The following is a 23,517-nucleotide window of genomic DNA, read 5'->3' as shown; positions in this document are numbered from 1 at the left end:
GCCAGGATATGACTTGAAACCTTCTTCATGTTCCCCATGGGTACACTCCTCATGTCGGACAAACCAAAAAAAACAAGCCAAGTAAGATCACCCTCCTTGGCTTGTATACATTCCATCCCGATTCCTTAAATTCTACAACACCAGAGCTGAATGGAAGTAAGTCACTCGTTCTTGTTTCTCAGGCAATTACACTTTTTCGGCCACTTTCAGTTTAACTTCAGCTCTCTTCAGGGCATTCACCGTTTTTTCAAACTGCGGATCATCTTTACCCAGTTTCGTCAACTGGCTCTCGGCTTCTTCCTTTTCTTTCCGTGCTTTCTCTATGTTGATCTCACCGGCTTCATCCGCCGATTCCACAAGAAGCGTCACCTTCACATCGGTCACTTCCACATAGCCGGTTCCGACAGCATAGTAATGCTTCTTATGTTCCTTGGTAAAATTCACCTCACCATAATTAACGGCGCTCAAAAGGGGGACGTGCCCGACGAGCACCCCGAATTCCCCTTCTGATCCCGGTATGGTCACTTCCTCAACGGTATCGCTGAAGACCTGCCGTTCCGGGGTTACGACTTCTAATGTCAGCTCATCCGCCATCGGTTACTCCTCCGCTCCCGGATTACTCTCCTTCGAGCCGCTTGGCTTTTTCAATAACTTCCTCGATGCCGCCGACCATATAAAAGGCCTGTTCCGGCAGGTCATCATGTTTTCCATCCAGGATCTCCCTGAACCCGCGCACCGTGTCCTGAACGGAGACGAACTTGCCGTCCGTACCGGTGAACTGAGCCGCAACGAAGAACGGCTGGGACAGAAAACGCTGGATCTTGCGCGCCCTGCTGACCGTCAGCTTGTCCTCTTCCGAAAGCTCGTCCATCCCGAGTATCGCGATGATATCCTGAAGGTCCTTATATTTCTGGAGGATAACCTGGACTTCCCGTGCCGTCTGGTAGTGTTCTTCACCAAGAACGTTGGGGTCAAGGATTCTCGAGGTTGAATCAAGGGGGTCCACTGCGGGATAGATACCCAGCTCGGCGATGGGACGGGACAGAACGACCGTACCGTCAAGATGGGCAAACGTCGTGGCCGGCGCGGGGTCCGTCAGGTCGTCTGCGGGAACGTACACGCACTGCACGGCCGTAATGGAACCCTTTGTGGTCGATGTGATCCGTTCCTGGAGTTCACCGAGGTCGGTGGCCAGTGTGGGCTGATAACCGACGGCCGAGGGCATGCGTCCCAGAAGGGCCGAAACCTCGGAACCGGCCTGGGTAAATCTGAATATATTATCGATGAAGAGCAGCACGTCCTGGCCTTCTTCATCCCTGAAATACTCGGCGGCGGCAAGAGCCGTCAGGGCCACTCGCGCGCGGGCTCCCGGAGGTTCGGTCATCTGACCATAGATCAGAGCGGCCTGGGCGATAACGCCTGATTCCTTCATCTCAAGATACAGGTCATTACCTTCACGGGTTCGCTCACCGACACCGGCAAAAACGGAGATACCGCCGTGATGCATGGCGATATTATGGATCATCTCCATCATGACGACGGTTTTACCGACACCGGCACCGCCGAACATTCCCATCTTCCCGCCGCGGGGAAAGGGAACGAGGAGATCGATGACCTTGACACCCGTTTCAAGAACATGCACCGAGGTATCCTGCTCGATAAAGGCAGGGGATTCTCTGTGAATCGGCGCCGTATTGACGATGTTGACCGGTCCGAGACCATCAACGGGTCGCCCGACGACGTTCAGGATCCTCCCGAGGCATTCTTTTCCAACGGGAACGGTGATCGGGGCATCCGTATCCTTGGCGGACATACCGCGTACCAGACCATCCGTAACGTCCATGGCGATGCAGCGGACAACATTATCGCCAAGATGCTGCGCAACCTCAACAATCAGATTATCCTCTTCATCATTGATGGCCGGGTTTGTTATCGTAATAGCGTTCATGATGCTTGGAAGCTGACCTTCCTGAAACTCTACGTCGACAACGGGACCAATGACCTGTACAATCTTACCAATATTCATCCCTATCTCCTTATATGGTTAATCCGGTATTATTTTCTCATCCTGCGGTGCCATATCACTTCGCCTGAGCCAGAGCCTCCGTTCCACCGACGATATCCATCAGTTCAGCCGTGATAGCGGCCTGCCGCGCCTTGTTCATCTGCAGGGTCAGACTTTCAATCATTTCCTTGCAGTTACTGGTCGCATTGTCCATGGCGACCATTCTCGCCCCGTGCTCGCCTGCCGATGTTTCCAGCAGGGCCCGGAATATCAGGACCCTCACATACACGGGAATGAGGTGGGTCAGCAATTCCTCCTCGGAGGGCTCGTACACATATCCCAGCAGTCGCTCCGAATCTCCTTCCTCACTCTCTTCGATCGATGATATGGGAAGCAGCCGGGTGATAACCGGCTTCTGAGAAGCAACATTCTTGAACTCACTGTATGCGACATACAGCTCATCATATTCCTCGGACACGAAGGAGCCGATAAGCTCTTCGCCGATGGTCAGTGCAATGTCCATGTTGAAACTTCCCAGCACGTCGGTATACTGCCCAACGATGTTCGCTTTCTTTCTGTAGTAATCCCTGCCCTTTCTGCCGACCGTCACCAGCGACACTTCCTGCCCCTGGGATGACCGGTATTTGATGAACCCTTCCACGGCCTTGATGACGTTCGTATTGAAACCGCCGCAGAGCCCGCGATCCGATGTCATCATAATCACCCGGACCTTCTTGGGTTCACGCACGGCAAGCAGGGGACTTGCCACCGATTCGACCCTGAGCGCCAGGCTGTTCAGGACTTCGAGAAGCTTCGTCGCATAGGGCCGGTAATTTTCCATTCTCAGCTGAGCCGATTTCAATTTTGACGCCGCCACCATGTTCATGGCGCGTGTTATCTGCTTTGTTTTCTCGACAGCCTGAACCTGTCTTCTGAGGTCTCGTAACGATTCAGCCATTAATACGCACTCCCTTTATACCCTTTCGTGCCGTCCGATCAGTTATTGAGCAGCAAATACCGAATCAAATTCCTTCATGACATCGCGCATCTTATCTTCCAGTTCAGCGCTGATTATCTGTTTCTCATCGATTTCCTTCAGTACCTCAGGGTACTTGCCCGACACGTAACTAAGCAGCTGTTTCTCATACTCCTGGATCTTCTCAACGGGATACTTGTCGACGAATCCCCTGACGCCCGCGAAAAGCACAACGACCTCCTCGGACAAGGACATGGGGCGATACTGGGGCTGCTTGAGCAGTTCTACCAGCCTGATACCACGGTCGAGCTGCGCCTGCGTCGCCTTGTCGAGGTCGCTTCCGAACTGGGCGAAGGATGCCAGTTCCCGGTACTGGGCAAGGTCCAGCTTCATGGTCCCGGCGACCTGCTTCATCGCCTTCACCTGTGCCGCGCCGCCGACACGGGAAACGGAAAGACCGACGTTGATGGCCGGCCGCACACCGGAGTAGAAAAGGCTCGGTTCGAGGTACACCTGGCCGTCGGTGATCGAAATAACGTTGGTAGGAATAAAGGCCGACACGTCGCCCGCCTGCGTCTCGATAATGGGAAGCGCCGTCAGCGTCCCCGCACCGAGTTCGTCGTTCAGTTTCGCCGCCCGTTCGAGAAGCCGCGAATGGTTGTAGAAAATATCGCCGGGGAAGGCCTCGCGTCCGGGAGGACGTCTCAGCAGCAGAGAGATCTGCCGGTAGGCGACGGCCTGCTTGGAAAGGTCGTCATAGATGATCAGGGCGTCCTGCCCGTTGTCTCTGAAGTATTCACCGATACTGCATCCGCCGAAGGCAGAAATATACTGCAATGTTCCGGGGTCGCTTGCGCAGGCCGCGACAACGCAGGTATAATCCATGGCGTCATTTCTCCGCAATGCCTCGACCACCTGGGCAACGGTCGACTTTTTCTGGCCGATGGCGACATAGATGCACTTGATCCCCGTGTCCTTCTGGCGAATGATGGCATCGACGCAGATGGCGGTCTTCCCGATCTGGCGGTCACCGATGATAAGCTCACGCTGTCCCCGTCCGATGGGCGTCATGGCGTCGATGGCTTTCAATCCCGTGTACATGGGCTGCTTGACGGGCTGTCTCTGGATAACACCGGGGGCCACCATTTCTATTCTCCGCATTTCGGCGGCTTCGATGGGACCTTTTCCGTCAAGGGGCTGTCCCGTTGCGTCGATGACACGCCCGAGAACACCCTCTCCCACGGGAATCTCCGCAATCCTTCCCGTTCGTTTGACGATGTCTCCTTCCTTGATGTGGATGTCTTCACCCAGAATGGCGACACCGACGTTATCACGCTCAAGGTTGAGGACCATGCCAAGGATGCCGCCGGGGAATTCCAGAAGCTCCATGGCCATGGCGTTTTCCACACCATAGACACGGGCGATACCGTCTCCGACAGACAGAACGGTACCGGTCTCACTGATATCGAGTTTCTTCTCGTATTCCTTTATCTGCTTGGAAATTATTTGGGTTATTTCCTCTGCCCTGATTGCCTCCATCTATATTTCCTCCCTAATGAGTTCCCTGATACTGTTTAACTGTGCCCTGATGCTCCCGTCGTAGAGCGTATCACCGATTCTGACGACAATTCCTCCGACGAGCGTGGTGTCTTCATGAACGTCCATCTCTATGGTTTTGCCGGTCATTTTTTCAAGTTGTGTCTTGATTCTTTCGGTCAGCTCATTCGTCAGGGGAAATGCCGTCGACACATTCACACGCGCCTTGTTCAGAACGTCATCCACGTATGTCCGGAAGCAGGCCTCTATTTCCGGCAGGGTGTCAATGCGCCTTTTGTCGACGAGCAGTTTAAGAAAATTCGCCGTCATAAGCGAAATTTTCATTTTTTCGAGAAGTTCGATGACAACGGATTTTTTATCATTCAGGTCAAAGATGGGATTTGCCAAGAATTCCCTCAGATTCTCATTATCGTGAAGAATGGAGGAGAATTGTTGTAATTCGCTGTAGGTCTTCTCCAGCGCATCTTCTTCCCGCGCTATCTCGAACAGTGCCCTGGCATACCGGTTTGCAATATCGCTCCCAATCAATTTCGAGTCACCATCCTATCTATGAAATCTTTCACCATTGCGTCATGATCTTCTTTTGTCACGTTCTTCTTGAGGATTTCCTCGGCCATCTGAACGGAAAGCTCTGTGGCTTCTACCCTGAGCTGCGCCACGGCTTTCTTGAACTCCTGATCGATGCGGGTCGTTGCGTCCTCTTTCATTTTCTCAGCCGTCTTTTTCGCATCCTCAACTATCTTTTCTTTTTCAGAAACGCCTTGGGCCTTTATCATCGCCGCGATGTTCTCTATTTCGGCGGAAGCCTTTTCTATTTTTTCGTTCACTTCCTGAAGCTTTTTCTCGGCTTCGGCCCTCATCTCCTCGGCCTCTTTCAGCGAAACGACCACGGCTTCCCTGTTGCCGACAAAAAATCCCTTGATACCCTTGGCGGTAAGCTTGTAAAGGATCGCTGCAAGAATGATGAAGCTGAGAAGCCGCCACCCGAAATCAATGACCTTGTGGTACCCGCCGCCATGTTCACCTTCATGTTCGGCGGCATGCTCCCCCGCCACATCCTCCGCTTCCATCACTGTTTCCTGCGCGTCCAAGTCCTGACCGGCAACCTGCGCCGCTTCGGTATTGTGGCTCGCGGCTGAAGCGACCGTCACAAAAGCGCAGAAAGAAAGCGCGACACATATGATCAACGCAATAATCCAAAGGCGTTTCATTATACACCCCTTCCCAGTACCTTTTCGGAAATCTCCAGAGCGATGTCCTTCGTTTTCTCCCGTAAAATCGCGCGCGCTTCTTCTCTTTCCCGCTCCATCTTCGCTTTCAGGTCCGAAATGGTCTCGGCGATCTCGTTCCGCGCAGCCTGCATGATCTGTTTCGCTGTTTGGGAACCTTCTTCCTTGAGTTCGTCTCTCTGACCCGCAGCCTCCGACCGCGCCTGCCGAAGCTGTTCGTCATACTGCGCCATCTTGTCACCGGCTGCCTGTTCAAGAGAGCGAACACGCTCTTTTGATTCGTCAATGACCGATTCCCTTTTGTCGATGATGTTCAAGATGGGTTTATAGAGAAGAACGTAAAGGATGAAAATGAGAACGAGAAAATTGACCATTTGGATCCAGAGGGTGTAATTCAGATCTATCATTCCATGTCACCTCTTACGCTGAATGCCAATACCTGCGAACGCAGTAAAATATCGGAAAATTCTGATGCCTCGTACTGATTAAAAAACCGGGGAGTACTAAGCATACCTGACCTTTCTTGTCAAGTATTTTTTTGACCGACGGTCATAATCTATATGGAAATTATGAGAATGAAATTGCAGCAATAGCCGTCTTGTGAACGTAAGCTCCTGTGGACCTTTGAAAAAAACTGAACGAAACATGAAACTTCCCGTCACACCCCGTCAGGGGTAATTCATTCTCCTTTCTGACCACCGTTATTCCCCCGGGGCATGGCGCATTCACCCTCAAAGATAGCGCCTTCCTCAATGACCAGCAACACCGTCGATACTTTTCCAAAAAGCCTGCCCGACGAATTGATCTCCAGCTTCTTTGCCGTTTCGATGGTTCCCCGGACCTCCCCGAAAACGAAAAGCGAATCCACCGTGATATCCGCCTCGACACGGGCTTTCTCGCCGACGATCAGGGTACCCTGTCCCGATATTTCACCGACGAAATTACCGTCTATTCTCACGGAACCGCTCAATACCAGTTTGCCGCTGAATTCGGCGCCCGCCCCAAGAAATGCCTTCACTTCCTCGTCCTTTTTCTTCACGAACACGTTCTCTCCTTATGACCACTCTTTGCTTACATGAACACCCTTGTCCGCATCACGGCTGAAGCATGAACCGCCGCATACTGACGTTCATCAACAATCCGATCCCGATCATGAGAACTATCAGCGAAGACCCGCCATAACTCAGAAAAGGGAGCGGAATGCCCACGACAGGCAATATCCCGACCACCATGCCGATATTGATAAAGAAACCCCAGAATATGAACACCGTCACCCCGTACGCGATCAGGGCTCCCGGCAGGTCCTTTGAGTTCCTGCCGATCCTGATACCCCACAGCATGAGTGCCATGAATAATACCATGAGGAGGATGACCCCTGCAAAGCCCCATTCTTCGGCAAAAACGGAAAAGACAAAGTCTGTCTGTTGTTCGGGCAGAAAGCGGAGCCGGCTCTGGGTACCCTTGAGAAAGCCCTTTCCCAGGATACCACCCGACCCGACAGCGATGATCGACTGGATAATATGATATCCCGATCCCAGTGGGTCCCGTTCCGGATTCAGAAAACTCAGTATCCGGTCGCGCTGATAATCTTTCAGGAAAAACCAGCAGAGCGGGGCGAGTACCAGACCGGCCGAGGAAAAAAAGACCAGCACCCGTTTGCTGATCCCCATGAACAGCACGATCGAGAGAAAGAGCAGCACCAGAAAAAGCGATGTGCCCAGATCCGGCTGTTTCACGATCATGATAAAGGGAATGACAAGGATGGCTGAAAGGATCAGGAAGTTTCGCAGGGGATAACCCTCATCGATCTGCCGATCCGTGTAAAACCTGGCCAGCGCTATGATCATGGTGAGCTTCACCAGCTCCGAAGGTTGAAATGAAAATCCCAGCAGGACCAGCCAGCGTTGCGACCCGTGGGTAATGTGACCATAAAAGAAAACGAGCATCAGCAGAACGACACTCAGCCCATAGAGCAGATAGGCATAGTGGAGCACATAATGATAATCAATGCTGAAAGCGATGATCATCAGACCCAGTCCGATCATGAGCCAATACGTCTGTTTCATGTACAGCGGCTTCGCCGACGCCAGACCGGCACCGGCACTGTAAAGGTTCATCAATCCCGTCGCGGCGATTGAGAGCACCAGCACCAGGAGGATCCAATCAAAATTTATAAAAAGGCGACGATCTATTTTCATAAAACAAGGGGCAAAGGGGCACAATGCCCGACGGTTATATGGTGTGTTACCGTTTGTTTACCATTCATAAACCTAATCCTATAATCCTATAATCCGTAATCCATAATCCATAATCCGTAATCCGTAATCCATAATCCGTAATCCATAATCCGTAATCCATAATCCGTAATCCGTAATCCCATACTCCTCTCACAATTCCAACCTTTTGCCGGCCTCTTCACCTCCCTGTTGCCCCACGCCTTTGTCGCTCCGCATCTTTTTAAGAGCAAAGTAGCCGTCGATGATCTTACGGGCAACGGGAGCAGCCACGGCCCCACCGTGGCCTCCGTGTTCCACGATCACCAGGACAGCCACCTCAGGGTCCTGGCGTGGCGCAAAACAGACGAAAAGGGCGTGATCACGCTGGTTGTAAGGAACCGATTCCTCCCGAAGGTCCTCTTCATCCTCCGGCATGCCGATCACCTGTGCTGTCCCCGTTTTTCCGCAGACGTCCCGCTCATCCCGTCGAAGGGCCCTCCCCGTTCCCCGGTCATCATTCACCACTCCCCAGAGGGCATCCTTCAGAAATCGCAGGGTCCTGCCATCGGCAGGAAGCTTTGACACCGCCTCCGGCGGATATTCGCTGATCACCTCCCCGGTAACCGTCTCAATCCTGTTTACCAACCTCGGCTTGAACAGCGTTCCACCGTTGGCTACGGCGCAGTAGGCGTTTATAAGCTGCAGCGGCGTCACCAGGACAAAACCCTGGCCGATGGAAACCGAAATGGTCTCACCCTTCTGCCAGGGTTCTTTCATTTTCTGCACTTTCCACTGTTTCGTGGGGATCAACCCTTCGCGTTCAGCGGGGAGGCAAATGCCGGTCTTCCGTCCCAAGCCGAATTTTCCCGCGTACTCGGCAAGCGTGTCGACACCGATGGAAGCACCGATAGTATAAAAGTAAACGTCACAGGATTCTATGATGGCCCGTTCCAGATCAACCTGTCCATGGCCTTCCTTTTTCCAGCACCGGTAGGTCCTGTCACCGAGCGTAAAACTTCCGGAACAGTAAACCTGCTTTTCGGCCGATAGTAATCGTTCTTCCAGGGCCGCGGCGGCAACGATCACTTTGTAGGTCGAACCCGGTGGATACTGCCCTGATATGGCCCGGTTCTGCAATGGTGACAAGGGGTCCTCCAGGAGCTGCCGCCAGTTTTCCTCGGTAATACCGCGATTGAACTGTGCGGGGTCGAATGAAGGTTTGCTCATCATGGCAAGGATCGATCCGTCGCGAGGGTCCATGACGATCGCCGCTCCCGCGGGTTCCTCAAATGCGTTCCAGCATATTTTCTGAAGCGCCGCATCAATGGTCAATTGGATGTTATGCCCCGGTACGGGGTCCACCCTGCCGAGAACACGAAGTTTTCGACCCGCCACATTGACCTCTATCTGTTCTCCCCCGCTGTATCCCTTCAGATACCGGTCCAGTGTTTTTTCTATGCCTTCCTTTCCCACGATATCATCGGGCTTGTATCCGCTGTAATTATTCTCCTTCAACTCACCGGTGCTGATCTCCCCCACATAGCCGAGGACGTGGGCCAGCATTTCGTCATAATTGTATTTTCTCACGGGAATGACATCGACCACCACCCCGGGGAGGTCAATAGCATTTGTTTCAATGACCGCCAGCTTTTCACGCTCTATATGCCGGTCTATCTTGACGGGAACGAAGGGCTTTCTGCCCGGCGCGAACACCACATCCCTGCACTGTTCCATCTGCCGCTCTTCAAAGAGCGAATCCAGCTTGGCTGCTATGACCGTCATGTCCTTCGCATCTTCCGGGATAATTGAGACATCAAAAGAAGGCTGATTGTCAACAAGGATCCGTCCCGCTCTGTCGGTAATCAACCCACGCAGCGGTTTTACTTCCTGGACCCTGATGCGGTTGTTTTCCGAACGCCGGCGCAGTTCGTCGCCCTTGACGATCTGGAGATACCAGAGTTTTATCATGATGACGCAGACGGCACAGGAGATCAGCGAAACGACGATGGTAAACCTCGAGCGATATCTCGCCTGGTCATAGTCCGTTAAATTTTTGCGTTTCCGGGCCACTTAATACATCCTTGAAACGGTCAAGCAGGAAGAAGATGACGGGAGCAATGAAGCCCATCATCAGTGATTGCGGAAGATAAATGCGAATCGCCTCCCCCGCCACATTGATCCCGAAAAAAAGATCATACATGAGAATGACGGCGGCACCTTCAAAAAGTCCGCACAGGATGCAATACCCTATCACAAAAAGAGGTCCTTCGGAATAGACCGCCTCGGAAATAAGCTTCGTCATCAGAAACACGGCCATGTAAATAAGGACATAGAGACCGGGCATGACACCCGCGATACCGTCCATGGCGCAACCGAGGACGATCATGACGAAGGCACCCCTGAAGGGTTCCAGGCGGAACCCGGCGTATATCACGACAATCAGTGATATCTCAACGGCGAACAGATCAAAGGAGAAGATATTGAGAACTGCCGTCTGCACGGCGACCAGGAGCAGGGAAAAAAGCGGCACCAGCAGGTAAAATCTCACCTTTTCTCGCCCCCCGTAATAACAAGCACTTCTTCAAGGCGCGACACATCGATCGCCGGTGTGACGCGGATTTTCTGGAACAGTCCCGCTTCCTCCTTCTCCACGATCGTAACGGAACCGATATAAAGTCCCTTCGGGAACACACCCGCCAGCCCGGACGTGACGACGGCGTCACCTTCAAAGACATCCTCCGAACGCTGCACATACTTCAGGTTACACCCGAACTGACCTAATCCCTGAACGATCCCCTGAACCCTGTTCCTCTGTATAAGCGCGTCTATGTTGGAGTTGTAATCGATAAGAAGAAGGACCTTCGACACATTCCAGGATGATTCGATCACACGGCCGACGACCCCCTCGACGGCGATAACGGGATCTCCCGCTCCTATACCGTCTGCGGCCCCCTTGTCTATGAGAACGATCTTAAAGACCGAGGGGCGGACCTCACCCACGACACGGGCGACAACCGTCGAGGTGGAAAAGTTCCGTTTCAAATCGAGAATGCTTCGCAATCGGAGACACTCGAACCCCATCTCGCGATAGTCGTTCAATTCGCGTGAAAGGCTGGAAACCTGCCCCCGCAGCCGCCGGTTCTCCTCTTCTAGACCCACCAGGAATACGTATCGTCGCCAGGCTTTTATGACAGTGTCAAAGACACCGTTGATGGCTCCCTCCAGTGGCGCGACCGCTTCCAGGACCGCCTTCTTGCACGGGCCGGGTTCTCTGTCGGGACCGGTGCCGATGGAAAACACATAGAGGGCGATCATCAAAAAGGCAATTGCCGTCAGGATCAACTTGAATCGTCTGGGAGATTTCATAGGCGTTCCCGAAAACCGGCCCGTCCCTCCTCACCGGGACATGATCGGAGAAGGAGGCGGCACCCTTGTCATTTCGTGCAGCAGTGTGGGAAGTGCGTGACAACGCGCCCCGTCAATGAGGACACGACAATGAAGAAATGCTGGTGATAATTCCTCGAAAATACGTGACACTTCGCCGGCGAAAGAGCCATCACCCGTGGAACGGCACCATATCAAACCTGGACGGCAACTTCCTTGAGAATGTCAAGTTCATCCAATGCCTTGCCCGCCCCCCGCGCGACTGCCGAGAGAGGATCATCGGCGATGGTTATGGGAAGTCCCGTTTCCTCACGCAGGAGAACATCAAGGTTCCGCAACAGGGCTCCGCCGCCCGCCAGAATTATTCCCCTGTCGACGATATCCCCCGCCAGCTCAGGGGGGGCATTCTCCAGGGCATTACGAATCGCGTCAACGATCACGCTGATCGGTTCCGCCATCGCATCCCGTATTTCCTCCGAATTGATCTCAACAATCTTCGGGATACCGGATATCAGGTCACGCCCCTTTACATCAACCGTTCTTATCTCGTCATCGGGATAGGCACAACCGATCGTCGTCTTAATCATTTCTCCCGACCGCTCGCCTATGAGAAGACTGTATTTCCGCTTCATGTAATTGACGATCGTTTCATCGATCTTGTCGCCGGCAACCCTGACCGATTTTGAATAGACGATACCGGCCAGCGATATGACGGCAACTTCCGTGGTCCCTCCGCCGATATCAACGATCATGGAACTGACGGGTTCCGTGATCGGCAACCCGGCACCGATAGCCGCCGCCATGGGTTCCTCGATGAGATACACTTCACGGGCGCCGGCCGACTCGGCCGTTTCCTTGACGGCCCTGCGTTCAACGGGAGTTATGCCCGAGGGTATGGAAATGATGATACGGGGACGCACCAGCGCCTTCCTGTTATGAACACGCTGAATGAAATGACGCAACATGGCCTCGGTGATCTCGAAATCCGCTATCACCCCGTCTCTCATCGGCCGGATCGCCACAATGTTTCCCGGTGTTTTACCGAGCATCCGCTTGGCGTCCTCACCCACGGCAAGAACTTTTTTCACCCCTCGCGAATCACGGTGCACGGCCACGACGGATGGTTCGCTCAGAACAACTCCCTTTCCCTTTGCAAAGACCAGGGTGTTCGCCGTTCCAAGATCGATTGCAAGGTCGTTCGAAAAAATCCCTAACAGGTAATCGAAAAGCAATTGCGTATCCTCCCCGTTTTCGATGGATGGCATTTTTCTATACAGTATTTCAGTAACCTAATCAATTAAAAAACTGTTGCATTTTGTCTTCTCATATACTACTTATACCGCCCACAAGGCACCACAAATGAGTTGAGGAGTAGAGGTCATCCATGCTCAGTTTAATGAGAAAACATGCCAAGAACTGGCTCATGAAGGTCATCCTCGGTATCATCATAATCGTCTTCATCTTCTATTTCGGTTCAATGCGGGGAAGGCAGCAGGCGGAAACCGTAGCCGTTATCGACAACAACCGAATCACCTATGCTGAATATCAGAAAGAATATCAGAACCTGCTTGACTATTATTATGAGCAATATGGCGCCGACCTGACCGATGATGTCCTCAGGTCCCTGAATCTCAAGCAGCGTGCGCTGGATAACCTGATCGACCAGATCATCATTCTCTCCCAGGCCGATCTTCTGAACCTCGAAGTAAGCGACGCAGAGCTGAGAGAATCCATATATTCCTATCCGGTTTTCCAGAGGAACGGTGTCTTCGACAAGGAGCTCTATGAACGGCGGCTGAGATATCAGCGTTTGACACCGGAGGAGTTCGAGTCCATTCAAAAACGCATGCTCACGACAAATAAGCTCGAGCGCCTCATAAAGGAATCTGTGAAGGTTTCCGAACAGGAGATCTTCGACATATACACGATCCAGAATGAACAGATAAACGTGGAGTTCCTCTCCATCCCGGCGAGTGAATTTCTCACCACCCTTGATCGCTCCGAAGACAGGCTCAAAGAGTACTTTGATGCTCATGCGGAAGATTTCCGGGTCCCCGAGACGATATTTCTGAAATATGTTGCGTTCAGAGGTGATGATTACGCCCGCACGGTGGAGATACCGGACTCGGAGATCGCAGACTATTATTCCTTTCATCAGGATCAGTTCACCAATGATGCCGGCGTGGTGACCCCTCTCGAAGAAGTAACGGGTGATATCAAGGAGACCCTGAAGCAGATGAAGGGACTTGACCGGGCCTATGATGAAGCAAAACAGGCTCACGATATCATATATCAGGAAGAAAATTTTCAGGTCTACGCAGCGGAGCACAAATGGAACGTTCATGAAATCCCCGTGTCGAGCGCCGCGGATTTTCCCGAGGAACTGGCCGCGCTCCGGGATCTCTCGGAATACGTGTTCACCTCCGCTGAAGGCGACCTTCTTCCCGTCGTCTCCGATGAGAAAGCACGCTACCTTTTCTACGTCGAGCAAGTTCGCCCGTCATACATTCCGGATTTTGCTGATGCCAGGAAAGACATCACGGAACAGTACACTGCGGAAGAATCCAGAAATCTCTGCATGAAAAAAGGGGAAGCCCTCCTTGAAGACCTGAGGGAGGGTGCCGATCTCGCCGATCTCGCCCGCAAAGAGCATCTCACGCTCTCGGAAACGGGCTTTTTCATACCGAATCCGGAGATACCCGGCATCGGGTACTCACCCGACCTGGGGCAGGCGCTCTATGAACTCAGGGAAGGAAACCCCTATCCGGACATGCCCTACTTCGTCGGTGAAGACTGCATCATCGTGAAGCTCAAGGAAGCGGGGAAACTCGACGATCAGGATTGGAACAACAAAAAGGCCTTGCTTGCCCGCTACATACGAAAGCTGAAGGAAGAGCATTATTTCAAATCATGGCTTGACGCAACACGGCAAACCATGATCGATGACGGATTGATAAAGATCGTCAAGAATACCGAAGAACTCTGACAGACCCGCGGCGGTCTTCAGAACAGCTTCCGCAGTTCCTCGCAGAGAGCCTCCGGGATCGTGGGGCAGATAATCTCGTCATGCAGCTTTTCAAAGTAATTGAGATCGCTTGTTCCCAGGGGGGGAAGCAGAAAGCGGGGAAGTATCTTTCCCTGGACCCGGAAATCGTCCGTCTCCGTCAGAGTGGCGAAGATGGCCATGTTGAAACTGATAAAGTTGTTCTCCTGAAAGTAGCGGAAAATCGTGAAGAGCCCCCCGGTAAATGCGGTCCAATCCGTTTCATGAAGGTCGAACAGTGATATCTTCCCGTTGAAAATGAATGAAACCTCCCCGGCCATGCCCTTGGGCGCAAAAGTGGCCAGCCAGACGACATTGTCCCGCTCTGCTATGAATCGTTCGTTCTCTTTCCTTTCATAGGAGACCAGGTCGTCCCACAGGTTTCGGCCCGTTCGTCGACGGTGCTCACTCCCCTTTCGAAGCAGGCGTTCCATGAACCGGGTCGGTCTCCCGCTCACGATGGTTTGAAGATGAGGATGTATCAAACCTCCTCCCGCCGGCGGCATGTAGTTCCAGTTGATGGAACAGAATCGCAGGCTGCTGTCGAGGACGCTCATTCTCTCAAAATAATCGCGGCACACCAGAAAGCCGTCCTCCATGACCTCGGGGCGAAGCACATCAAGGCCGAGAAAGTGTTCATGTGAAAAGATCGCCACGGCATTGTTGCCGTCGTAGGGAAAGGCGTTTGGAAACAGCACCGCGCTACCACGCTTGAATTTACCTTCCCGGTGAACATCGGGTGTGAACCGGGGGGTCATCTGGTCGAACAGAGCGGTGCAGAAGGGACATATCGAATCCGGCGATTTTTCAATATACGCATTCAGATCGGGTTTTTCCGCTATCGAAAAACGAAAGGGAAGGATCCGACAGGTGACACCGGTCGTGTCATCCCGGCGGATCTCAAAGGATGATTCCTTGCTCTGAAACCCATTGAACGGATCGAGATAGGTACCACGGGTTGTTTCCTTGTGGAATCCGATATCGTTCATACCGCCCCCTCCTTGGCTTTTTGCGGAAAATAACACAGGGACCGGGCTTTGTAAACAGATGACAAGGATTCACCGTTTTTCATCTGTGATATATTTCACCCGCTGCAGGTGACCACTCTCATTGCGCATGTCTGGTGAAACAGGGTATACGGGAATCGTGGATATTTCGCCGGGAGCTGATATCGCGCATGGATAAAGAGGAGCTCATGACACACCGGGAAGGACCACATACCGAAGAGAGGGTCGTGATGGACCGGAACGAATCAATGCCCGCGATCGTCGACCTGGCCGTCGATATCATGGTCGAGGGAAGATCGATACGCAATTCATTCATCAGAGAAATCTGCGGAGATACCATCGTCCTGGTTCAAACATTCCCTCCCTTTGATGAACGGCATATCGGCACGGTGATCCTTGTCACTTATGTAACACAACAGCACGAATGCAGGCGTTACGGCTTTAATGCGGAGATACTCGAAGTCCGTGAGGGATACGAAACGGTCGGCAGGGGGTTTCCCGCCATCGTTGCCCGAAAAATATCGGGAATTTTTGAGCATGATCTGCGGGCCCACAAGCGAACAGTGTCACCGGCAGGTTTACGGATCCTCCTCGGCGGTGCATCCTGGGACATCGTCGATATTTCGATGGAAGGAACGCATATCGTCGGGAAGAGCCGGGAAGCCGGGCTCATACACACCGGTGATACGCTTTTTCTCACTCTTGAGATCAATGCTCTTCGGATTCAGCGGGAAGCCCGCGTCATGCGGATATGGCATACAAAAGGCGCTCGAGGACCCACGCACCTGGCCCTTACCTTTCTTCAGGAAGTCCCGGAGATCGCCTGTGCCGCCAAGGCAAACGGCGATCCACATGCGGGACGGCACAAGCGGGATCTTTTCTCTCCCGGATGGAAGGCCACTGTCTATGATTTTCCGAAGAAGTCCTGAAAGCGTTTGATCAACGCGACCTGTTCGGCGAGCGGTACGGTATCTTCAAAGACAAACTCAAGCAGGAACATCAATTTATAGGCGACGGCGGAATCGCTGTATTCCTGGATGGCGGTCACTTTCACATCTTTCATCTTCACAGCGCCTTCCCCAAGAAATTGAGGCTGCTGAAGAATGAGTTCAATGGCCTCCTTGGCATCCCGTTCGTTTTCCAGAACCAGTTCGATCGCCTCCAGCTTTCGAACAGCATTAACGATCTTTTCCTTTTCAACCTTGATCTTCATGACACCATCCACACATACGTAGTTAAGTGATAGTAGAGAAGGCGCTGATATTGGTCAAGCAAAAACTTGACGGCCTGCCCCCGGAGGGCATATTTCTTTCTTGAGTGGCTCTTGAAACGTTTTACGGAAATATCTGTTTCGCTTCCCCGCCATTTTTGATATTTAAAAACCGGTTCCGCAGGGGTTTGAAACGGAATCGCATCAACAGTGCGGGAAAGGGAGCTTTCCATGTCATACCTGACAGATACGCGGGAAGGCGCTGTTCATCTCCTCATGGGTAACGAGGCGATCGTTCGAGGCGCCCTGGAGGCGGGTATACGGGTTGCCGCCGGGTACCCGGGAACACCGTCGTCTGAAATCATAGAATCTTTCTCGAAAGTGGCGGAGCAGCAGGACCTCTATGCCGAATGGTCGACGAACGAAAAGGTGGCGCTCGAGGTTTCAGCGGCCGCTTCTTTCGCCGGGCTGCGAACAATGTGCGTCATGAAGCAGAACGGGGTCAATGTGGCCTCTGATTTTCTCCTTCATCTGGCGAGCTCGGGGACCCGGGGAGGGATGGTGCTTGTCGCCTGCGATGACCCGGGGGCCCTTTCGAGCGTAAATGAAGGAGAATCGCGTATTTTCGCGCGGCTCGTGGAAATACCACTTCTGGAGCCGGGTGATTTCCAGGAGGCGAAAGACCTCACCCGGTGGGCCTTTGAGCTCTCCGAGGAACTGGGTAACGTGGTCCTCCTCCGGAGCGTGACCCGCATGTCCCATGCCAGCGGCAATGTGACCTATGGCCCGCTTGTCCGGGCGACGACACAAGCCCGATTCAGGTATGACGGCCCCCTCTTCGACCCCGAATGTGGACCGGTCATCAGCATGATCGTGGGTGCCTCCAAGCTCCAGCACGAACCTCAGCAGGAAAAGATCAGAAAGGCTGCCCTGATCTTCGAGGACTGTCCTTTCAACACCTACACGGGACCGGAGAAACCGGAGCTCCTTGTCATAACCAGCAGCGCCTGCAACCTGTACAGCAGGGAAGCTATAAACATTCTTCAAGCCGGCGAGCGGGTGGGGATATTGAAGCTGGCCACCACCTGGCCATTGCCGCCGAAACTCATGCAAAAATATCTCTCCACTGCGGACAGGATTCTTATCGTCGAGGAGGTCCTGCCGGTCCTTGAGGAACAGATCAAGATCCTCTATGCGGAAATGGTATCAGAGCTTGGAGCGAAAACCTTCTTCGGCAAGAATTCCGGCCACCTTCCATCGACGGGGGAATTGAACCCTGATTTCGTGATCACCGCAATCTCCTCGATCCTTGACATTTCCTATTCGCCGGTGTCGCAATCCTTCGCCGGACAAGCCCGTGAACTGGCATCAATTTCGGCTGCGAATCGCGGTCTGACCTTCTGCCCCGGCTGTCCGCACCGGGCGTCTTTCTGGACGATCCATAACGCCCTCGAACTTGATGGAAGAAACGGCTTCGTCTGCGGAGACATCGGTTGCTATGTCATGGGAACACTGCCCAGCGGCTTCAGCACCGTCAAGACGCTCCACTCCATGGGATCGGGAACCGGCATCGCGAGTGGTTTCGGAAAACTGAAACAGTTCGGAATGGACCAGCCTGTTATCTCCGTTTGCGGTGACTCGACATTCTTTCACGCTGCCATGCCGGCACTGGCAAACGCCGTCCACCAGAGATCCCCGCTCACGATGGTCATCCTCGACAACAGCGGTACGGCCATGACGGGATTTCAGCCCCATCCCGGATCATCGGAGAACGTTCTCGGTGAGGATGCCCCGGCCCTCGACATAGAGGCCATCTGCAGGGCCATGGGGGCCCGCGTTGAAATCGAGGACCCCTTCGATCTCGAAGCGACTCGTGCGGCTTTCCACCGCCTGATCGAACTCGAAGAAGGTGCGAAGGTCCTCATCCTGAAACAACCCTGCGCGCTCAGTCCCGAAAGAAGGTACACAAAAGGCTTCGAAATGAGCATCGACGAAGAAGTCTGCCTCGGTGAGAATTGCGGCTGCAACCGTCTCTGTACGCGGATCTTCGGATGCCCGGGTATCATCTGGGACGACAAAAAGGGTGTCAGCAGGATAGATGAACTGATCTGCGTCGGGTGCGGTGTCTGCGCCGATATATGCCCGGCCGGCGCCATACGGAAAGGGGAGGTCTCATGACCGTGTCGGACAGGTCCTTATCACATGATCCCTATAATATCATCATCACCGGTGTCGGCGGACAGGGAAACGTCATGGCATCCCGTGTGCTGGGCACGATGCTCGTCACCAAAGGATACCATGTCACCATCGGGGAAACCTTCGGTCCATCCCAGCGAGGCGGTTCCGTCATGAGCCACCTGAGGATATCACGAACATCAAGCTGGAGCCCTCAGATACCGGAATACGGTGCCCACCTGATCGCCTCGCTTGAGCCCGCCGAAGCGACGCGGGTCTTCGCGCAATACGGCAACCCCGATGTCATCGTGATCTGCAATACCCGGCCCATATACCCGGTGACGGTCATCAGGGGGGAGGCGTCCTATCCCTCGGTGGACGATATACAGAAATCACTGAGCACCCTTGCCGCCGACACAACGTTCATTGATGCCACCGATGAGGCACAGAAACTGGGCAACTCGATACTTGCCAACATCATCATACTCGGGGCGATTTGTGGAAAGGGGGTCCTTCCCATCGACCGGGAAGGCTTTCGAAGGGCGATTTCGGAGCGCGTCAAGGAGGAACAGATCGCCGTCAATGTGAGGGCCTTCGACCTCGGCACCGAACTTTCTTCCCGGTGACCGTGCCGTCACCCGGGCAGAAGACCGATCACACGGTCAGTAATTTTTCCAGTGATTCCATGACCTGGGGATCGTATTTCTTTTTACCGGATTCTTTTCCAAGCAGCGACAGGGCGAACGTGTAATCCCAGGCATTCCGGTAGGGGCGCCATGATGTCAGGGCGTCATATGAATCGGCGACACATACTATTCGGGCCCCGATGGGGATATCCTCACCCGCCATTCCTTCCGTATATCCCGAACCGTCATAGCACTCGTGGTGATAGAGAATGGATTGAAAGGTCGTCTCGTTCTCAAATCCCATGGTCTTGAGAACGCGAACACCTTCACGGCAGTGTTTCTTGACCTCCTCGAATTCCTCGCGGCTCAGCGAACCCGTTCGATTCAGTATGTGGTGAGGAACGATGGTCTTTCCGATATCACAGAGATACCCGCCGAGGGCGATATCCACCTTGTCCTTGTCAGGTAGGTTCATGCTATCCGCTATGGCGTAGGAAAGAAATCCGACGACCCGGGAGTGGCCTATCGTACCGTCAAGGGCCTCGACGGGCAGGATGATGTCTTCGGGAAAGTTACCCAGGCGATTGAATTTATCAATATAGGCGTCCCAGATCCCCTGGGGAATCTTGTTCCTGTCCAAAAGCGGGTCCTTGATGCCGCTCACTTCATAAAGGTGCAGCCGCCGCCGTTTCCCCCTGAGCGTCACCGATTGCAATTCTTCTATCTTGAGAGAGCATTCGGCAAAGGAAACTTTCAGCGCATCATCCGACGGATCCAGTTCAAGGGCGCTCTTCAGGTAGTGCCTGGCCTGCACGGGGTCATCGACGCTCATCAGAAGAAATCCCGCCTCTTTCAATACCATTACATTATTAGGCTCCTGTTCCAGGACGGACAGGCATTCCTCGATTTCCCTGGCCAACTGGGGATCGCTGATGCGTGATATACTCTGGACGGTTCTGATCTCCGTATTGAAAAAGCGGCGCACATGGCCGTAGGTTGACTCATCAATCGTAACGACACCGGGACGACAGACCTCTTCTATCCGGTTCGCCATGTTCACAACATCGCCCAGGGCTGTATAGGCTTGACGATTCTGACCGATCAGGCCGATTATCGCCTCGCCCGTCGCGATACCGATACGCATCTCCCAGGGAAATCCATGCTGTCGATGAGCTTCCTGCATCTTCAGTCCAGCCATGACCGCCAGGATGGGGTGCCGGTCATAATCCATGGGAGCACCGAACTCCGCCATAATCCCGTCTCCCATGTACTTGTCTATGTGGGCCCGGTAACTCAACAGGACCCGTTCCATGATACCGAAATAGCGATTCAGTTCCGTAACAACGAGCCCCGCCGCCTTCTCTTCGGAATACTCCGTGAAGGACCGGAGATCGGCAAACATGATGCTGAGATTTCTTTTTTCCGTTCTCAACCGTTTTTCAATGATCAACTTTGCCACCGTGGGGTCCATGGTGGAATACAGGGCTTCTTCGACCTTTTCCTTGTGATCCTCGATGGCGATCTTTGCCTTCTGCAGGTGCTCTGTTCGTTTTTCAACCTCTTCTTCAAGGCGTTCGCTTTGTTCTATCAATTCCCGGGTCACGTTGGTCAGGGTTTCCCGGCTTTCACTCAGTTCATCCTTCAGCATTATGCGCTGATAGATTTCCTGCTTCAATTTCTGCTGCAGAACCCCAATCAGGGCACCCGTAAGAATCAGAAAGGCCCCCCAGATAAAAATATAGAGGCCGATGTCAAAGGGCTCGGAACTCATGATGAAGGACTCCGGTTCGACATAGGCATAAAAGGCAGCCATGACTATGCACAGGAAGGCCCCTAAAATGGCGCGGCGATGATCAAGATAATAACCGGCGATAAGGACGGGAAGGAAGTAAAAACTCAAAAAAGCAAGTTTGTAGGGAATAAAATAATTAATATAGACGATACTGATAAGTGCAATAAGAACAAAAAACTGTTCAAAATGCAGCACTACATAATTTTTAAGCCTTTCCATGCCCCCCCACCTGAAGCCGAACGTCGCTTAAAAATGCATGTGTATTGGCTGTTCCGACACAAGACTTCGAGAAGTCTAGCAGAATCCAGACTCTTGTCAAGCACTTATCCTCATTAAATTCACATCTTATTGAGAAGGCTCGTAAAAGATCGAACAGGGAAAACGACATCCGCCCACTATTGTTTTTCTTCTGTTCCCGCTGAAAAGAAAGCGACGATTATGTCCCGACGCTGTTCTGTCTTTTTTTCTCCTCATAAAGGGCTGAATCAACACGGCGTAACATTTCATCAAGCTCAATTTTCCCCTCAGGAACCGGGCCAAGCCCGAAACTGACCCCGACCCGCAGGCCCCTGTTCCGAGCCCATTTCGTGAATTCATTACGGAGCTGGGCGGTCACGCACTCGGCACTTTGAACAGTGGTATTCGTCATGATGAAAACGAACTCATCACCGCCGTATCGAGCCGTGATATCGGTCTTGCGCAACCGTGATCGAACGAGATCCGAAAATCGCCGGAGAACCTGGTCTCCCATGGTATGACCCCATTCGTCATTGACCGCCTTGAAGTGATCGAGATCGGCAAACACGAAAACCAGAGAGATGTTCGTCCGTTCATGCAGGTACAGCAGATATTCCGCTGCCTTGACGAAGGCCCGCCGATTCAGAAGCCCCGTCAGTCCATCTATCTCGCTGATCTCGACGGCCTGCTGCTTCATGGATTCAATTCTTCGCACCAGCATATAGGAATAAAAGATGCTCACGACTATGAGCAGAAGGTAAAAATGTGTCTCGTAGGACGGCCAGTGCGGCAGAACATACAGGCGGATGACGCAGGCACCCCCTCCAAAGACCAGCCCTCCCAGCATGGATTGCACGAATATGGTGAGACCGTGCTGGATCCCGTTCCCCAGTACGGCGACAACGATCATCAATGCCATGGGCGGCATGATGAAGGGGTCCAGCGTGAACGCAAGGACCGCTCCTGCGAGGTCCACACATGAACCCAGGCTGATCATAAATTTTCCAACACCGCGGTGACGGTAATGCCACCACCAGAATAAATGGAAAATATAGTAACCGGCGACAATGAACAGGATCTGCCCGACAGAAAGTATCAGGGGTGGGATCGGGATGAAGTAGTAGTAGATTCCTGCCAATAGCCCCATCAGCAGGCGTATGAAGAACTGCATGCGGGGCATGTACGTTTCCGGGGTTTCGTCGGTGAAGGGAATGTTTCTGTGATCACCAGGTTTTTCCACGGTCAAGAAACTCCTGCAAAGCAATCGCAGCTCCGGTGGGAACGCATTCGCGCCTCTTGTTCAATTCCTTAGAGTATCAGTATAACAACACCTACCCGATTAAATATGACACGCCACTGATATTTAAAGGACGACACGCACCAGCGGGTGATCACGCAGCGCCTCATAAATCTTCAGACGATGAGCTTCACTGTCGACGGTCGTTTCAAGACGCAGAGAACAGTATGTTCCTTTTTCGCTCTTTCTTGACAGGGTCAGGATATGGGGTTTTCCGGATATGATGCAGGCGACGGCCCGTTCCATTCCTTCGCGGTCCGAACCCACGATGGTATATCGCCATCTGCAGGGATATTCAAGGTCAGGTTTCTTTACCATTGAGCATTCATCTCATGCGAATATTGCTGAGTTCTCCGTGAACCGCCGTATTTCCCCTGTCATTGCCGGCACGACATACTATCACTCAATCCGTGGACGGGCATCGATTCCGCGAACCCGGTACCACCATGGAAACGGTTCGTGTTATTGTAACATAAAAATACGACTTGTAAACGTATTAAAAAAATCCCCCCTCTCCGGCAAGAGGGGGGATGGGTGATGGTTATGGATTGGTGGTATCGGTGGTCACTGTTTTTTCATTTCAGTCCAGGCGTCCCAGTAGAGGCGGCCGATGGAGAGCATGGTGCCCAGCATGAAGAGCCCGAAGGTGAACATGGGCTGCGTACCCAGCTTCGTGTCCACCCAGCAGCCGGCCAGCAGGAAGAGGAAGGAGGCGATGACGATGGTGAAGCTCCAGACGCTGATCTTGAGGATGCCGGCGTAG

At 53.0% G+C, this 23,517-nt stretch carries 23 protein-coding genes; 4 read left to right on the top strand and 19 right to left on the bottom strand.

What is annotated here, in order from left to right; translation table 11 throughout:
• Positions 1–186: 186 nt before the first annotated feature.
• The 13 genes from JXO48_09390 to JXO48_09330 all read right to left on the bottom strand — a co-directional run bounded on the left by JXO48_09390 (position 187) and on the right by JXO48_09330 (position 12,632).
• The gene (locus tag JXO48_09390; GenBank protein ID MBN2284089.1) at positions 187–594 is read right to left on the bottom strand and encodes a F0F1 ATP synthase subunit epsilon; all 408 of its coding nucleotides are present in this window, start codon (positions 592–594) and stop codon (positions 187–189) included.
• A gap of 22 nt (positions 595–616) precedes the next feature.
• Positions 617–2,026, bottom strand: a complete 1,410-nt coding sequence (gene atpD, locus JXO48_09385; GenBank protein ID MBN2284088.1) for a F0F1 ATP synthase subunit beta — start codon at positions 2,024–2,026, stop codon at positions 617–619.
• Positions 2,027–2,081: 55 nt separating this feature from the next.
• Positions 2,082–2,963: an ATP synthase F1 subunit gamma gene (gene atpG / locus JXO48_09380; protein MBN2284087.1), complete on the bottom strand. Its 882-nt coding sequence runs from the start codon at positions 2,961–2,963 to the stop codon at positions 2,082–2,084.
• A 42-nt stretch (positions 2,964–3,005) separates the two neighbouring features.
• The gene (locus tag JXO48_09375) at positions 3,006–4,520 is read right to left on the bottom strand and encodes a F0F1 ATP synthase subunit alpha (protein MBN2284086.1); all 1,515 of its coding nucleotides are present in this window, start codon (positions 4,518–4,520) and stop codon (positions 3,006–3,008) included.
• Positions 4,521–5,066: a F0F1 ATP synthase subunit delta gene (locus JXO48_09370; GenBank protein ID MBN2284085.1), complete on the bottom strand. Its 546-nt coding sequence runs from the start codon at positions 5,064–5,066 to the stop codon at positions 4,521–4,523.
• Positions 5,063–5,749, bottom strand: a complete 687-nt coding sequence (locus JXO48_09365; GenBank protein MBN2284084.1) for an ATP synthase F0 subunit B — start codon at positions 5,747–5,749, stop codon at positions 5,063–5,065. The genes JXO48_09370 and JXO48_09365 overlap by 4 nt, the downstream gene beginning before the upstream one ends.
• Complete coding sequence (locus JXO48_09360) at positions 5,749–6,174, bottom strand: ATP synthase F0 subunit B (GenBank protein MBN2284083.1); 426 nt, start codon at positions 6,172–6,174, stop codon at positions 5,749–5,751. The genes JXO48_09365 and JXO48_09360 overlap by 1 nt, the downstream gene beginning before the upstream one ends.
• A 272-nt stretch (positions 6,175–6,446) precedes the next feature.
• The gene (locus tag JXO48_09355; protein MBN2284082.1) at positions 6,447–6,812 is read right to left on the bottom strand and encodes a polymer-forming cytoskeletal protein; all 366 of its coding nucleotides are present in this window, start codon (positions 6,810–6,812) and stop codon (positions 6,447–6,449) included.
• A gap of 49 nt (positions 6,813–6,861) precedes the next feature.
• Positions 6,862–7,965 carry a rod shape-determining protein RodA gene (gene rodA, locus JXO48_09350; GenBank protein ID MBN2284081.1) on the bottom strand — a complete coding sequence of 368 codons (1,104 nt, stop codon included), beginning with the start codon at positions 7,963–7,965 and terminating at the stop codon, positions 6,862–6,864.
• A 189-nt stretch (positions 7,966–8,154) separates the two neighbouring features.
• Positions 8,155–10,053 (bottom strand): penicillin-binding protein 2, encoded by a 1,899-nt coding sequence (gene mrdA, locus JXO48_09345; protein MBN2284080.1) that lies wholly within the window; start codon positions 10,051–10,053, stop codon positions 8,155–8,157.
• The gene (locus JXO48_09340; protein ID MBN2284079.1) at positions 10,019–10,531 is read right to left on the bottom strand and encodes a hypothetical protein; all 513 of its coding nucleotides are present in this window, start codon (positions 10,529–10,531) and stop codon (positions 10,019–10,021) included. The genes mrdA and JXO48_09340 overlap by 35 nt, the downstream gene beginning before the upstream one ends.
• On the bottom strand, positions 10,528–11,349 hold the full coding sequence (gene mreC / locus JXO48_09335; protein ID MBN2284078.1) for a rod shape-determining protein MreC: 822 nt from the start codon (positions 11,347–11,349) through the stop codon (positions 10,528–10,530). Before mreC ends, JXO48_09340 begins: the two co-directional genes overlap by 4 nt.
• Positions 11,350–11,561: 212 nt before the next feature.
• Positions 11,562–12,632, bottom strand: a complete 1,071-nt coding sequence (locus tag JXO48_09330) for a rod shape-determining protein (GenBank protein MBN2284077.1) — start codon at positions 12,630–12,632, stop codon at positions 11,562–11,564.
• A gap of 119 nt (positions 12,633–12,751) precedes the next feature.
• Here JXO48_09330 and JXO48_09325 point away from each other — a divergent pair, with 119 nt between their 5' ends.
• Positions 12,752–14,353 carry a SurA N-terminal domain-containing protein gene (locus JXO48_09325; GenBank protein MBN2284076.1) on the top strand — a complete coding sequence of 534 codons (1,602 nt, stop codon included), beginning with the start codon at positions 12,752–12,754 and terminating at the stop codon, positions 14,351–14,353.
• A 17-nt stretch (positions 14,354–14,370) separates the two neighbouring features.
• Here JXO48_09325 and JXO48_09320 read toward each other — a convergent pair whose 3' ends face one another.
• Positions 14,371–15,399 carry a hypothetical protein gene (locus JXO48_09320; protein MBN2284075.1) on the bottom strand — a complete coding sequence of 343 codons (1,029 nt, stop codon included), beginning with the start codon at positions 15,397–15,399 and terminating at the stop codon, positions 14,371–14,373.
• 188 nt (positions 15,400–15,587) lie between these two features.
• On the opposite strand from JXO48_09320, the gene JXO48_09315 reads away from it, so the two are divergent.
• Positions 15,588–16,346, top strand: coding sequence for a hypothetical protein (locus tag JXO48_09315; protein ID MBN2284074.1), 759 nt, complete (start codon positions 15,588–15,590; stop codon positions 16,344–16,346).
• Here JXO48_09315 and JXO48_09310 read toward each other — a convergent pair.
• Positions 16,322–16,630, bottom strand: a complete 309-nt coding sequence (locus JXO48_09310; GenBank protein ID MBN2284073.1) for a hypothetical protein — start codon at positions 16,628–16,630, stop codon at positions 16,322–16,324. The two genes, JXO48_09315 and JXO48_09310, sit on opposite strands and share 25 nt — an antisense overlap.
• A gap of 228 nt (positions 16,631–16,858) precedes the next feature.
• Here JXO48_09310 and JXO48_09305 point away from each other — a divergent pair, with 228 nt between their 5' ends.
• Positions 16,859–18,805, top strand: a complete 1,947-nt coding sequence (locus tag JXO48_09305; GenBank protein ID MBN2284072.1) for a 4Fe-4S binding protein — start codon at positions 16,859–16,861, stop codon at positions 18,803–18,805.
• A complete protein-coding gene (locus JXO48_09300) occupies positions 18,802–19,428 on the top strand; it encodes an indolepyruvate oxidoreductase subunit beta (GenBank protein MBN2284071.1) in 627 nt (208 codons plus the stop codon). The genes JXO48_09305 and JXO48_09300 overlap by 4 nt, the downstream gene beginning before the upstream one ends.
• Before the next feature lie 28 nt (positions 19,429–19,456).
• Here the strand turns inward: JXO48_09300 and JXO48_09295 are convergent, their stop codons facing one another.
• From JXO48_09295 to JXO48_09280, 4 genes are all read right to left on the bottom strand, one after another.
• Positions 19,457–21,439, bottom strand: a complete 1,983-nt coding sequence (locus JXO48_09295) for an HD domain-containing protein (GenBank protein ID MBN2284070.1) — start codon at positions 21,437–21,439, stop codon at positions 19,457–19,459.
• Between the two features lie 217 nt (positions 21,440–21,656).
• Complete coding sequence (locus JXO48_09290; GenBank protein ID MBN2284069.1) at positions 21,657–22,697, bottom strand: diguanylate cyclase; 1,041 nt, start codon at positions 22,695–22,697, stop codon at positions 21,657–21,659.
• A gap of 123 nt (positions 22,698–22,820) precedes the next feature.
• On the bottom strand, positions 22,821–23,072 hold the full coding sequence (locus JXO48_09285) for a DUF493 domain-containing protein (protein MBN2284068.1): 252 nt from the start codon (positions 23,070–23,072) through the stop codon (positions 22,821–22,823).
• 246 nt (positions 23,073–23,318) lie between these two features.
• The coding region (locus JXO48_09280) for an AtpZ/AtpI family protein (GenBank protein ID MBN2284067.1) at positions 23,319–23,517 on the bottom strand (199 nt) is incomplete at its 5' end.

Source organism: Deltaproteobacteria bacterium (assembly GCA_016933965.1).
Classification (GTDB): Bacteria; Desulfobacterota; Syntrophia; order Syntrophales; family UBA2210; genus JAFGTS01.
This window is presented reverse-complemented; position numbering and strand designations above follow the sequence as displayed.